This is a genomic window from Kitasatospora sp. NPDC050543 (genome assembly GCF_044457565.1).
Taxonomy (GTDB): Bacteria; Actinomycetota; Actinomycetes; order Streptomycetales; family Streptomycetaceae; genus Kitasatospora.
On the sequence record NZ_JBITGZ010000009.1, the window covers coordinates 234,659 to 246,805 of the forward strand.

Here is a 12,147-nt window from a genome sequence, read left to right on the forward strand (position 1 = left end):
CGCGGGGGCGGCCCCCGGGCGCCCCCCCCCCCCGGGGGGGGCGGGCCCCCGCGGGGGGGGGGGGGGGGGGGGGGGGCGCCCCCCCCCCCCCCCCACTCCCGCCTCTCACAACCCGGGCTCCGCTCAGTCCTCGGTACGCCGCAGCAGCAGCGTGACGAAGCCGAAGGTGCCCCGGTAGCCGTGCAGCCACTCGGTGCGGTGGGCGTCCGCGGCCGCGCGGGCGGCCGGCGCGTCGGGGTGCCCGGGGTACTCCACCGCCCACTCGGCCAGCGAACCCGTCCAGGACAGCTCGTAGTTGTCCCACTCCTGCAGGGTGCTGACATGGCCGTGGACGGGGGTCCAGCCGTCGGCGATCACCTGGTCCATGGTGGTGGCCAGATCCGCGTACTCCTCGCGTTCCACGCCGAGGCCCTCCAACGCGGCCTTGCCCGGCTCACGCTCCCAGAAGCCGTCGCCGACCAGCACCTGCCCGCCGGGGGCCAGGTGCGAGCGGACCGCGGCCAGGGTCGGCAGCAGACCGCCGAAGACATGCGTCGCACCGATGTTCAGCACCAGGTCGAAGGGCTGCTTCGAGCTGAAGCTGCTCGCGTCCTGGTGGTGCAGCCCGATCCGGTGCACCACACCGAGCGCCTCCGCCGCGTCCCGCGCCCGGGTCAGCGCCTGCGCGTCCAGGTCCACGCCGACCGCCTGCCACTGCGGCCGCGCCGCCAGCGCCCGCACCAGCCAGCCGGCCTCGCCGCACCCCAGGTCCAGCGCCCGCCCGGCATCGGCGCGGGACGTCGCTCGGGCAAGCAGCGCGGCCACCGCCTCGTCGGAGAGGGGTGCGGCGATCGGATGGTGGCGGTGGGCGATCCGGGAGATCATCTGACGGTCCATTCGAACATTGTGGCGCAGCCCCGGTCAGTACGTGCGGCCTTTCCAGGCAGCCCCGCGACCGCGCCGGTGCTGGACGGCCGAGTCAACCGTCATCAGCAGGTACAGCAGCGCCGTGAACGGCAACAGCAGCGCGGCCGTGGCCGGCCGGCCGTAGTAGCGCAGCATCGGCAGGTACGTCCCCGCCATCAGCGCCCAGGCCGCCGCTCCCGTGAGAGCCGTGCCCGTCACCACCGCCGGCGGGCCGCCCGGTGTGGAGAGCCAGGCCACCAGACCGGCGGTCAGCGCCACCGGCGGCACCAGGTACACCAGGGCCAGGCCCAGCACCGTACCCAGCAGCAGCACCGGAGAGTGCCGCAGCTGGGCGTACGCGCTGCGCGAGACCATCCGCCAGAGCTGCTCCAGCCGCGGGTACGGCCGCACGCTGTCCACCTGCTCGGCCAGGCCCAGCCAGATCCGGCCACCGGTGGACTTCACCGCCCGGGCCAGCGTCACGTCGTCGATCACCGCGCCCCGGATCGCCGCCACCCCGCCCGCCCGCTCCAACGCGCCGCGGCGCACCAGCGAGCAGCCGCCGGCGGCCGCCGCCGTCCGGGCGCCCGGCCGGTTGCTCCACCGGAACGGGTACAGCTGGGCGAAGAAGTAGACGAACGCCGGCACGATCAGCCGCTCCCAGCCCGTGGTCACCCGCAGCCGGGCCATCTGCGAGACCAGGTCGAGATCGGCGCTGCGGGCGGCTGCGACCAGCTCGGCGAGCGAGTCCGGGCCGTGCGCGATGTCGGCGTCGGTCAGCAGCAGGTAGTCGACCTCGCCGGCCAGCTCGACGCCGTGCCGCAGCGCCCAGAGCTTGCCCGTCCAGCCGGACGGCAACGGGGGCGGCGAGGTGACGGTCAGCGGCAGGCCGTCCGGGGTGGCCAGGGCGGCGGCCAGCGCGCCCGTGCCGTCGCCGCTGTGGTCGTCGACCAGGATCACCCGCGCCTGCCCGGCGTACTTCTGCGCCAGCAGGCTCGGCAGGCTCACCGGGAGCACCTCGGCCTCGTCGCGGGCCGGTACCACGACGGCCACGCTGGGCCAGCGCTCCGGCGGGCGGCGTTCGGGGAGCCTGACGTCGGTACGCCAGAAGAAGCCGTGGCCGCAGGCCAGCCAGAGCCAGACCAGCAGCGAGAGCGCGGAGACCCAGAGCAGGACTGTCACCCCGGCAGTCTCCCGCACCGAGGGGCCCGCGAGGCGGATCGACTAGAGTCTTGCCCCGTGAAGATCGCACTGATGGACTCCGGAATCGGCCTGCTGGCGGCCGCGGCCGCGCTGCGGAACCTCCGCCCCGACGTGGACCTGGTGCTCTCCTCCGACCCCGACAGCATGCCCTGGGGCCCGCGTACGCCGGAGGATCTGACGGCGCACGCCCTCGCCTGCGCGCGGGCGGCCGCGGCGCACCGGCCGGACGCACTGGTGGTCGCGTGCAACACCGCCTCCGTCCACGCGCTCGCTGCGCTGCGCGCCGAGCTGGAGCCGCAGCTGCCGGTGATCGGCACCGTCCCGGCGATCAAGCCCGCGGCCGCCGCCGGCCTGCCGGTCGCCATCTGGGCCACCCCGGCCACCACCGGCAGCCCGTACCAGCGCGGGCTGATCCGCGACTTCGCGGGCACGGCGGCGGTGACGGAGGTGGCCTGCCCCGGGCTGGCCGACGCCGTCGAGCGCGGTGACGACGACGCGGTGGACGCGGCCGTCGCGGCCGCCGCCGCCCGGACCCCGGCCGGTACGGCCGCGATCGTGCTCGGCTGCACGCACTACGAACTGGTGGCCGAGCGGATCCGCGCCGCCGTCGCCCCGGCCTCCCACCCGGCGCTCACCCTGTACGGATCCGCCGACGCGGTCGCCGCCCAGGCGCTGCGCCGGATCGCCGAGGCGGGCCGCCGCCCGCAGGCCACCGGCTCGGCGGCGCTCACGGTGCTGCACGGCGGCCGCGTCGCCGCGCTGCCGCCCGCCGCCGCGCGCTACCCCCAGGGCCGCAGCCTCGGCGCCCCGGCCCCGGCTCCGACGGCCTGACCCGCGCGTCCCTCGGCCCTCCCGTCCCTCCGCCCGCTCGGCCCGCGCCGGCGGCACCCCGGCGAGGGCACCCCGCGCCGGCGGCACCCCGCGCCGGCGGCACCCCGTGGCGGGCCCGCCGGGCCGTCGCGCAAGGAGTGCCGCCCGCCCGGGGGAGTACCCCGCGTCTCAGGCGACCGCCCGGCCGCGCCAGCGGCGGTACGCCGGTTCCAGGCCGGACAGGATGGTGTCGAAGCGGCGGGTGCTGGTGGTCGAGTCGACCTGGAGCCGGCTGATCTGCAACGGGTGCTCGGGCAGCCGGGGGCCCAGCCGGTGGTCGGAGAGGAACCCGAGGCGGTACCCGAGCTCGGAGAGCACGGCCTCGGCCCGCGGGTCGTGCCCGCCGTCGGGGTAGGCGAAGGCGGACGGCGGCTCGCCCAGCCAGCGGGTGAGGGCCTCGTGCGCGCCGGTGATCTCCGTCCGGACGGTGGCGTCGTCACAGCGGCCCAGGCACGGGTGCCCCTGGGTGTGGTTGCCGATCGCGACACCGCCGGCCCGCAGGGCGCGCAGGTCCTCGGGCGTGAGCTGCTCCTGGCAGGGCGGCCGGCGGCGCGCGCTGACCCGCAGCTCGTGCAGGCTGCGCCGCCGGTCCGGGTCGGGCAGGGCCTTGAGACGGGGGAGCAGCCCGGCCGGGTGGCCGCCGGCCAACGAGCGGGCCCGCCCGCCGTGCCGGGCGAGGAAGTCCGCCTCGTGCCACCAGAACGGCCGGTCCGTCCCGATCAGCTCGGAGATCACGAAGGCGGCGGCCGGGATGCGGCGGGCGGTGAGTTCGGGCAGCGCGTGGGTGAGCACGCTGCGGTCGGCATCGTCGAAGGTGATCAGTACGCTGCGGGCCGGCAATGGTCGTTGCTCGGCCACCGCCCGCTGCACGGCCTCCAGCGACACCGGGGTGGCCAGCCGCCGCAGGCGGTCCAGCTGGGCGCCGAAGGAACGCGGATCCGTCACTCCGTGGTAGGCGAGAACGGCCAGCCGCTGGGCGGCCCTGGCCCGGAACAGGGGCTGGACGGGGGCGAAGCGGAGCCAGTCGCCGGGCCCGTCCGGGTGGGCGTGCGCCGACGGGGCGCCGTGGCGTCCGGTGGTGCGGCTGCGCTGCGTGGTGGTGCGCTGAGCCTCGGGCGCGTCCTGGGTGTGGACGCGGTCGTGGGCATGGTGGTTCTCGACCGGCGGTGTTCCGACGGTCGTCGACTCGGTGTGCGGCACGGTTCCCCCTCGGTCGCCGATGCGGCGTGGCGGTACCGTCGGACGGCGGAGCCCGGCCTCCGACTACCGGGGAACGGCGGCTCCGCCCCCCGGTTCTCCGGTCCACGGCTGGGGACTCCCAACCCTCACCGTGGACGGCTCCTGGATCGCTCAATGTAGTGGAGACCCGCACACCCCGTAGATGGTTGTACCGCGGAGGCGACTGAATTCCGGAGCGGGCGCGAGGCCCCTGTGGCGCGCCTCCGGGGGCGGTCGTCATCGCGCTCATCGGGCTGCCCCGCGCCCCCGTCCGGGGTACCTTGGGTCTCATGGGAGATACGGAACGTGATCATTCTCTGGCCCACGCGGCGGCCCACGCCGCCTCCGGTGCGGCGCGGCTGTGGAGTGGTGGAGCGCTGGTCAGGCACCAGATCCCGCTGGCGGTCGTGGGCCTGGCGTGCGTGGCGGTGGGCATCGTGGTCGCCGTGGTGGTTCCGGAGAGTGACGGCCCCGCCTGGGTGATGGCGGTGGTCGGCTGCCTCGCCGCCGGGGTGATGCTGCTCGGCCGGATCGCGTTCGCCGTCTTCCGCGCCCGGCGTGGTGTGACGCTCTGACGGCACGCCGGCGATCCTCCCGGGACGTCCCGGGGAGCCGCCGGCCCGTCCGTCCCGCCGAGCCCCGCCCCACCCCCCTCTCCTCCCTTACGGGTCCCCCTGCGGGCGGCGCGTCCGGAGTCCACGCTGAGCCGCCCGCCCACCGGTCACACAGACCGATTTTCGGCCTACCTTCTCGCTTCTTTCACATTTCCCCGGCAGCAGCCCCACAGTTCCCCCTACCGTGATTGCGTCCGGCGCGCCAACTACCGCCGGTGGCAAGGCCATTCGACGGTGCCGGGGAGGGCGCCGCAGAGGGGGGAGCGATGCGTCACACCGCCGCGCCCGCGGCAGCCGGGGGAGTCCGCGCCCAGGTCAAACACCAGCTGGCGCGCGCCGCCGGCCGGACGCCGGGTGAGGGCGCCACCGTACTGATCTACCACCGCGTCGGCGGCATCGGCGCCGACGAGCTGGACGTCTCGACCGCCGACTTCACCGCCCAGGCCGACCTGCTCGCCGACCTGCCGCCCGGCCGGGTGGTCGCCCTCGACGAGGCCGTCGACCGGATCGAGGCCGGCCGCCGCACCCCCAGCACCGTCCTCACCTTCGACGACGGCTACGCCGACGTGTACCACAACGCCTGGCCGCTGCTCAGGGAACGCTCGCTGCCCTTCACCGTCTACCTCACCAGCGGCCACGTCGGCGGCCGGATGGCCTGGGAGGGCTCCACCGCCAAGGCGGCCGGCGCGCCCGCGCTCAGCTGGGAGCAGCTGCGCGAGATGGCCGCCTCGGGCCTGTGCACCATCGCCAACCACACCCGCAGTCACGCCCGCCCGCAGCTGCTCAGCACCGCCGAGCTGGACGCCTGCAACGACGACGTGGAGCAGCACCTGGGCCTGCGCCCACGGCACTTCGCGTACACCTGGGGCGTGCCCGTCCCGCACATGGAGCCCGCGCTGCGCGCCCGCTTCCGCACCGCCGCCACCGGCGAGGTCGGCCGCAACCAGCCGGGCGCCGACCCGGTCCGGCTGCGCCGCGTCCCCGTCCGCCGCAGCGACCCGATCGACTTCTACCGGGCCAAGCTGTACGGCCGACTGCTGCCCGAGCGGGCGTACGCCCGGATCGTCGCCACGGCGAAGGCGGTCGGCGCCCGTGCCTGACACCCCGATATCCGCCACCCCTGCCACGCCCGACGGCCCCGCAACCCCCGCCACCCCCACTCCCGCCACCCCCACTCCCGACGGCCCCGCCCGCCGGCTCAGGGGCCCGGGCGGCCGCCCGCTGAGGGTCGCCCACCTCACCACCGTCGACATGAGCCTGCACCTGCTGCTCGCCACCGAACTCAAGGTCGACCTGGACGCCGGCTTCGAGACCTACGGAATCAGCGCGCCCGGCCCGTACGTCGGGCAGCTGGAGGCGATCGGCGTCCGGCACGAACCGCTGCACTCCCTCACCCGGGCCTGGCACCCGCGCGCCGACCTGGCCGCGGCCCGCGAACTGCTCGCCGCACTGCGCCGGCTGCGCCCGGACGTCCTGCACACCCACAACCCCAAGACCGGCGTGCTCGGCCGCATCCTGGGCCGCGCCGCCGGCGTGCCGGTGGTGGTCAACACCTGCCACGGCCTCTGGGCCCAGGCCCACGACCCGTTCGGCAGAAGGGCGTTCGTCCTCGGCGCCGAGGCCCTCGCCGGGCGCTTCTCGCACGCGGAGCTGTACCAGAACGACGAGGACCGCCGGGCGCTGTCCCGCGCGGTGCCCGCCCGCCGTTCCCGCGTCGTCGGCAACGGCGTGGACCTGACCCGCTTCGCGGGCGACCCGGGTGACCGCGCGGCGGCCCGCGCCCGGATCCGGGCCGCGCTGGGCGCGGGCGAGGGGGAGCTGCTGGTCGCGGGGGTCGGCCGGCAGGTCGCGGAGAAGGGCATCCGGGAGTACCTCCAGGCCGCCCGGGCCTTGGCCGGCAAGGCCCGGTTCCTGTGGATCGGCCCGGACGACCCGGACAAGCCCGACGCCCTCACGCCCGCCGGGGGCGCGGGCACCGGGGTCGAGTTCCTCGGTAGCCGGAGCGACATGCCCGAGCTCTACGCCGCCCTGGACGTCTTCGTCCTCCCCTCCTACCGGGAGGGCTTCTCCCGGTCGGCCATGGAGGCCGCCGCCGGCGGCCTGCCGATGGTGCTCAGTGACATCCGCGGCTGCCGCGAGATCGGCACCCACGACGAGCACCTGCTGCTCACCCCGCCCGGCGACGCCCGGGCCCTCACCACCGCGCTGGACCGGCTCCTCACCGAGCCCGGCCTGCGCGAGCGGCTCGGCGCCGCAGCCCGGCGCCGCGCCACGGCGCACTTCGACCAGCGCGCCGTCGCCCGGGTCTCGCTGGAGACCTACGCGGCCGTCGCCCGCGCCAGACACCTGCCCTGGGCGGTCGGCTGAGCCCACCACACACACGCGAGGGGGATGGACATCATGAAGCGAGGGGGGGACCTCGCGGTCACCGTCCTGGCCGGGATCATCGCGATCCCGCTGGGCCTGGTGATCGCCCTGCTGATCCGCTGCACCATGGGCGGACCGGTGCTCTTCCGGCAGACCAGAACCGGCCGGCGGGGCGTGGAGTTCGAGATCCTGAAGTTCCGCACCATGCGCGACCCGAGGTTCCCCGGCGAACCGGACGCGCCCCGGATCACCCGGCTCGGCGCCCTGCTGCGCCGCACCAGTCTGGACGAGCTGCCGCAGCTGTGGAACGTGATGCGCGGTGAGATGGCCGTGATCGGGCCCCGGCCCACCCTGCCCGAGCAGGTCGTGCACTACTCACCTCGCCAGCGCGGCCGGCTCTCGCTGCGGCCCGGCCTGACCGGCTGGGCCCAGGTCAGGGGCCGGAACTCGATCACCTGGCCGCAGCGCATCGAACTCGACCTCTGGTACGTCGAGCACCGCTCGCTGCTGCTCGACGTACGGATTCTGGCCATGACCGTCGGGGTGCTGCTGCGGCCGCGCGGCATCACGGCGGCGGGTGGGGTCAACCCCGGCTTCCCGGCGCCCACCGAGACCCCGGCCCCCGTGTCGGCCCCGGCTGCTGCACCCGCCTCTGCCGCGGTCCCCGCGTCGGCTCCTTCGCCCGCTCCGGCCGCCAGGCCAGCCATCGTGCTGCCCCGGCAGGCCACCGGCCCGCGCCTGGCGCAGCCCGTCCGCGCGGCCGTCGAGGAGGCGTCCTGACCCGCCCGCGCCGGCACCCGCCGGTGCCGCATCCGGCCGTCCGCCGCTCCGGCCCGCCGCACCGAGGGCAGGATGACGGTATGCCAGGACCGATGCCAGTACCGCCGATGCCCGTGCACCTGAACGAGCCCGCCCCGCCGCTCTGGATCGCCGGCGCGGGTGGTGTCGGCCGGGAGGCCCTGGACACCGCCCTCGCGGCGGGCGTCCGGGTCGCCGGGTTCCTCGACGACCGGGCCGACCCGGCGGCCCGGCCCGGCGGGCCAGGGGCAGCCACCGTCCGCGGTCTGCCGCTGCTCGCGCCCGCCGCCGTCCCGCCCGGCACCCGGTACCTGGTGGGCATCGCCGACCCGGCCGTCCGGCAGCGGCTGGCCGCCCTGCTGGACGGCCTCGGGGCCCGGCCGGCCACCCTCGTCCACCCCGGGGCGATCATCGCGCCGGAGACCGAACTCGCCCCCGGCTGCCTGGTGATGGGCGGGGCGTACGTCTCCAGCGGCGTCCGGCTCGGCGCGCACAGCCAGGTCCACTACAACGCCACCGTGGGCCACGACAGTGTGCTGGGCGAGCGGGTGACGGTCTACCCGGGCGGCAACGTCTCCGGCGCGGTGCACCTGGCCGACGGCTCGACCGTCGGCAGCAACGCCGTCGTCCTACAGGGCCGTACGGTCGGGGCGGGCGCGTTCGTCGGCGCCGCGGCGGTGGTCACCCGGGACGTGCCGGCCGGCCACGTGGTGGTCGGATCGCCCGCCCGGACCCTGCGCGGGCGATCACCGGCGTAGGGTGCGGGTATGGCGATTCCCCCATTCCTGGCCGAGCTTCGCTCGCTGGTCGGCACCCGTCCGCTCTGGCTCTCCGCGGTGGTCGCCGTGGTCCTCGACGACGACAACCGGGTCCTGCTCGCCCGTCGCAGGGACGACGGCCGCTGGGCCCCGGTCGGCGGCATCCTCGACCCGGGTGAGGAGCCGGCCGAGGGCGCCGTGCGCGAGTGCCGGGAGGAGACCGGGGTGGAGGTCGTCCCCGAGCTGCTCACCTCGGTGTCGGCCACCCCGGTGGTGGAGTACCCCAACGGCGACCGGACCCAGTACCTGGTGCTCTGCTTCCGCTGCCGCCCGGTCGGCGGCGAGGCGAGGGTGAACGACGACGAGTCCCTGGAGGTCGGCTGGTTCGACCTGGACGCGCTGCCGGAGATGACGGAGACAGAACTGCGCCGGATCACCCTCGCCCGCGACTGCGAGGGCGAGGCGGTGTTCGAGTACTCCGGCCGGACCTCCGGCCCGCTCCCCTCGCACCACCGGGGCTGACGAGCGGTCGGCCGACCGTCCGCCCCGGCGCTCAGAGCGTCCTGAACCACCGCGCCGTCTGCTCCAGCCCCTCGCGCAGCGGCACCGGCACCACCGCCGGGAACAGCTCGCGCAGCCGGGAGTCGTCGGCCTGGCTGTCGCGGACGTCGCCGGGCCGGGGCTCGGTGTGGGTGACCTCCAGCGGGCGGCCCAGCACCGACTCCAGCTCGCCGACCAGCTCCAGCAGCGAGGTGCGGGTGCCGAAGGCCAGGTTCACCGGGTCGGCGTGCACCACCCGCCCGAGCACCGCCTCGGTGATCACCCGGGTGACCGTCCCGACGTACGTGAAGTCCCGGCTCTGCCCGCCGTCCCCGTGCACCGTCAGCGGCCGGCCGGCCAGCGCGGCGTCCAGGAACGCGGGGACCACGGCCGCGTACGCGTGCCCGGCCGGCTGGAGCGGCCCGAACACGTTGAAGAACCGCAGCGGCAGCACCCCCAGCCCGTAGCAGTGGTGGTACGCCGCCAGGTACGCCTCGGTGGCCAGCTTGCCGACGGCGTACGGGCTCATCGGCGCGGTGCGCATCGTCTCGCGCTTGGGCAGCTCGCGGTTGGCGCCGTAGACGGAGGACGAGGAGGCCGCCACCAGGTAGGGCCCGCCCGCCCGGCGGGCCGCCTCCAGCACCTCCAGCGTGCCGGTCGCGTTGGCGTGGTGACTGGCCAGCGGGTCCGCCACCGAGCGGGGTACGGACGGCAGCGCGGCCAGGTGCACCACGGCGTCGGCGCCCGCGAGGGCCTCGTCGAGCAGCCCGCCGTCCAGGATGCTGCCCTCGTACAGGGTGGCGCCGGTGCCGGCGAGGTTGGTCTTGCTGCCGGTGCTGAGGTTGTCCACCACCCGGACCTGGTCGACCTCAGGGCGGGCCACCAGTGCCCGGACCAGGTTGGCCCCGATGAATCCGGCTCCGCCGGTGACGACCACGCGCATGGCTGAGGTTCCCCCCTCGACCGCCGGAGCCCGACTGCACCGGCCCTGTGCCGATGGTAGCCGCGCGGTCACCCCGCGTGGGGCGGATCGGCCGGACCGGCCGCCACCGCGGCAGGGCCGGCGCCGCTCAGCCCTTGCGCTGGCGGTAGGCCTCCTCGGCGGCGTCCAGCACCGCCGAGACGTCGCCGCCCGCCGTCGCGGTGGCCACCGCCGCGACCGCGCCCTCCACGAACGGCGCGTCGGCGAACCGGACGGGGAAGGGCAGCCCGTGCTCGTCCGCCGCGGCCAGCAGCGCCCGTACGGTGTCCACCGCATCGCCCAGGTCGGCCAGCACCACCACCCCGTGCCCCTGGTCCACCCGGCGGGTGGCGGCGGCGATCAGCACCGCGCTGATCCCGGGGCCGTCCGCCAGCCCGCCGGTGCCGGCCACCGGCGCGGGGGTCTCGGACCCGGCCAGCGCCTGGGCCAGCTCGGCGGTGGCGGCGGCCAGCTCCTGGCTGTGCGAGACCAGCACCACCCCGACCCGGCCGTGGCCCGGCGGGCGCCCGGGCGTGGGCTTGGGCACGGTGACTTCGGACGGTGGGGTGCGCGGCGCCGGGGGGTGGGCCGACGGGGCGTCGGAGATGGGGATGACATCGGCGCGGGTGCCGTCCCGGCGGCTCATCGGCTGCTCCCTGGGCGATCGGGTCCGCGGACTTCGGGTCCGGCGGTCTGCGGGTCTGCGGGTCTGCGGGTCTGCTGGTGTGCGGGCGTACGGGCGGGGGCGTCCCAGGGTGTCCCGGGTGCTCGGGCCAGCGGGGCTGAACGCGCCGTACTGCTCGTGGAACGGGGTGGTCTCCCACACTCTGGCAGCCCGCCGGGCCGCTCGGGCTGAACCCGGCCCGTGTGTTCGCCGCCCGGCCTCGCCGCTACCACAGCCCGCCGTCGCCCGGGGTCGGAGCGGGCGCAGTCGCCCCGGTCGGAGGAGTCCTCGCCAACCGCGCTCGTACCGCGCCCCGGCATGGTTACGCTGGCATCCGGTAGACGTCGGGAGGAGTCAGCAGTGGTAGCAGACATCGGGGCGAGCACGGAGCCGGCCGGCACGACGGAGGTCCTCGCGGGCGGCCGCAAGCCCCAGTTGGACCTCACGGAGGCCGTCTGGCAGTCCAGCAGCCAGGGCAGCGGGGACGTGCAGATCGCCTTCGTCGAGGGTTACATCGCGATGCGCGACGGCAGGCAGCAGGACGGTCCGGCTCTGATCTTCACGCCGGGGGAGTGGCGCGCCTTCGTGCTCGGTGCCCGCGACGGCGAGTTCGACCTCACCTGACCCGCCCTCACCCGGTACCGGAGTCCGGGATCCCGGCGGCAGCCGCCGGGATCCCCCGAGGTCAAAGATTTGATGCAGACGCGTCATAATTTCTGTTGACTGTTCGACAAGCGCGGCCCACAGTTGTTGAGAACAGGCAGACGCCGTGCCCACCGCCCCCACGCGGCCAGACACGGCGCCTGCTGTGTGCCCGGCAGTGATGCCGAGCTCCTCCCGGAAATCCCCTGCGCACCGGGGTGCGTTGGCCGGTCCCGGCCTCGTGAGAGGCCGGCAGTCGCCGGGAGGTTGGCCCCGAGGTCCGAGAGCGACTCGAAACGCGGTGCCGGTTGCTCGGGACCCGCACGCCCCCACGCGGCGGTGTCCCGAGCAGGTCCGCGAGTGCGACGGGCCTGGGCCCCGCGAACCTGGCTTCTGTGACTTCGGACTGTTGGTTTGTGGGTGTTGCAGTCGTGTGCTGCGGTGCTCCGCGGCGCGGCGAAGCTGGTTGCTCGGCTGATCGGCACGACGATGCGCACAGTGGAGGGATACGCGTGTGGGGCCGCGTTGCGACAAACCGCCCCCCGGAGGATCGAACCCAGAACGGCTGTCGTGCTGAACCGAACGTAGCCCGGACGGTTGCTCAGAGTCAACATTGGTCTCTGAGCG

At 75.7% G+C, this 12,147-nt stretch carries 13 protein-coding genes; 8 read left to right on the forward strand and 5 right to left on the reverse strand.

The annotated features are described in order from the left end of the window. Positions 1–123 precede the first annotated feature (123 nt). Positions 124–876 carry an SAM-dependent methyltransferase gene (locus tag ACIBH3_RS14605; RefSeq protein ID WP_396312294.1) on the reverse strand — a complete coding sequence of 251 codons (753 nt, stop codon included), beginning with the start codon at positions 874–876 and terminating at the stop codon, positions 124–126. A 24-nt stretch (positions 877–900) separates the two neighbouring features. After that, positions 901–2,067 carry a glycosyltransferase gene (locus tag ACIBH3_RS14610; RefSeq protein WP_396312295.1) on the reverse strand — a complete coding sequence of 389 codons (1,167 nt, stop codon included), beginning with the start codon at positions 2,065–2,067 and terminating at the stop codon, positions 901–903. Between the two features lie 57 nt (positions 2,068–2,124). Here ACIBH3_RS14610 and ACIBH3_RS14615 point away from each other — a divergent pair, with 57 nt between their 5' ends. Further along, a complete protein-coding gene (locus tag ACIBH3_RS14615; RefSeq protein WP_396312296.1) occupies positions 2,125–2,919 on the forward strand; it encodes a glutamate racemase in 795 nt (264 codons plus the stop codon). Positions 2,920–3,087: 168 nt separating this feature from the next. Here the strand turns inward: ACIBH3_RS14615 and ACIBH3_RS14620 are convergent, their stop codons facing one another. Beyond that, complete coding sequence (locus ACIBH3_RS14620; RefSeq protein ID WP_396312297.1) at positions 3,088–4,158, reverse strand: polysaccharide deacetylase family protein; 1,071 nt, start codon at positions 4,156–4,158, stop codon at positions 3,088–3,090. Between the two features lie 308 nt (positions 4,159–4,466). Here ACIBH3_RS14620 and ACIBH3_RS14625 point away from each other — a divergent pair, with 308 nt between their 5' ends. The 6 genes from ACIBH3_RS14625 to ACIBH3_RS14650 all read left to right on the forward strand — a co-directional run bounded on the left by ACIBH3_RS14625 (position 4,467) and on the right by ACIBH3_RS14650 (position 9,235). Then, positions 4,467–4,751: a hypothetical protein gene (locus ACIBH3_RS14625; RefSeq protein ID WP_396312298.1), complete on the forward strand. Its 285-nt coding sequence runs from the start codon at positions 4,467–4,469 to the stop codon at positions 4,749–4,751. Between the two features lie 305 nt (positions 4,752–5,056). Continuing rightward, a complete protein-coding gene (locus tag ACIBH3_RS14630; RefSeq protein ID WP_396312299.1) occupies positions 5,057–5,890 on the forward strand; it encodes a polysaccharide deacetylase family protein in 834 nt (277 codons plus the stop codon). After that, on the forward strand, positions 5,883–7,157 hold the full coding sequence (locus ACIBH3_RS14635) for a glycosyltransferase (RefSeq protein ID WP_396312300.1): 1,275 nt from the start codon (positions 5,883–5,885) through the stop codon (positions 7,155–7,157). The genes ACIBH3_RS14630 and ACIBH3_RS14635 overlap by 8 nt, the downstream gene beginning before the upstream one ends. A 33-nt stretch (positions 7,158–7,190) precedes the next feature. Further along, the gene (locus tag ACIBH3_RS14640) at positions 7,191–7,937 is read left to right on the forward strand and encodes a sugar transferase (RefSeq protein WP_396312301.1); all 747 of its coding nucleotides are present in this window, start codon (positions 7,191–7,193) and stop codon (positions 7,935–7,937) included. Between the two features lie 92 nt (positions 7,938–8,029). Further along, entirely contained in the window at positions 8,030–8,713 is a 684-nt protein-coding gene (locus tag ACIBH3_RS14645; RefSeq protein WP_396312302.1) for a NeuD/PglB/VioB family sugar acetyltransferase, read from the forward strand. A gap of 9 nt (positions 8,714–8,722) precedes the next feature. Then, positions 8,723–9,235, forward strand: a complete 513-nt coding sequence (locus tag ACIBH3_RS14650) for an NUDIX hydrolase (protein ID WP_396312303.1) — start codon at positions 8,723–8,725, stop codon at positions 9,233–9,235. A 31-nt stretch (positions 9,236–9,266) separates the two neighbouring features. On the opposite strand, the gene ACIBH3_RS14655 is transcribed toward ACIBH3_RS14650, so the two are convergent. Continuing rightward, positions 9,267–10,196 carry an NAD-dependent epimerase/dehydratase family protein gene (locus tag ACIBH3_RS14655; protein ID WP_396312304.1) on the reverse strand — a complete coding sequence of 310 codons (930 nt, stop codon included), beginning with the start codon at positions 10,194–10,196 and terminating at the stop codon, positions 9,267–9,269. Between the two features lie 127 nt (positions 10,197–10,323). After that, positions 10,324–10,860: a PTS-dependent dihydroxyacetone kinase phosphotransferase subunit DhaM gene (locus ACIBH3_RS14660; RefSeq protein ID WP_396312305.1), complete on the reverse strand. Its 537-nt coding sequence runs from the start codon at positions 10,858–10,860 to the stop codon at positions 10,324–10,326. A gap of 378 nt (positions 10,861–11,238) precedes the next feature. Here ACIBH3_RS14660 and ACIBH3_RS14665 point away from each other — a divergent pair, with 378 nt between their 5' ends. Further along, complete coding sequence (locus ACIBH3_RS14665; protein ID WP_396312306.1) at positions 11,239–11,502, forward strand: DUF397 domain-containing protein; 264 nt, start codon at positions 11,239–11,241, stop codon at positions 11,500–11,502. Positions 11,503–12,147 lie beyond the last annotated feature (645 nt).

Bases quoted from the DNA above. Each gene is read 5' to 3' on its own strand.
- ACIBH3_RS14605 (WP_396312294.1), bottom strand. From the start codon at position 876: ATGGACCGTCAGATGATCTCCCGGATCGCCCACCGCCACCATCCGATC.
- ACIBH3_RS14625 (WP_396312298.1), top strand. From the start codon at position 4,467: ATGGGAGATACGGAACGTGATCATTCTCTGGCCCACGCGGCGGCCCAC.
- ACIBH3_RS14630 (WP_396312299.1), top strand. From the start codon at position 5,057: ATGCGTCACACCGCCGCGCCCGCGGCAGCCGGGGGAGTCCGCGCCCAG.
- ACIBH3_RS14640 (WP_396312301.1), top strand. From the start codon at position 7,191: ATGAAGCGAGGGGGGGACCTCGCGGTCACCGTCCTGGCCGGGATCATC.
- ACIBH3_RS14645 (WP_396312302.1), top strand. From the start codon at position 8,030: ATGCCAGTACCGCCGATGCCCGTGCACCTGAACGAGCCCGCCCCGCCG.
- ACIBH3_RS14650 (WP_396312303.1), top strand. From the start codon at position 8,723: ATGGCGATTCCCCCATTCCTGGCCGAGCTTCGCTCGCTGGTCGGCACC.
- ACIBH3_RS14655 (WP_396312304.1), bottom strand. From the start codon at position 10,196: ATGCGCGTGGTCGTCACCGGCGGAGCCGGATTCATCGGGGCCAACCTG.
- ACIBH3_RS14660 (WP_396312305.1), bottom strand. From the start codon at position 10,860: ATGAGCCGCCGGGACGGCACCCGCGCCGATGTCATCCCCATCTCCGAC.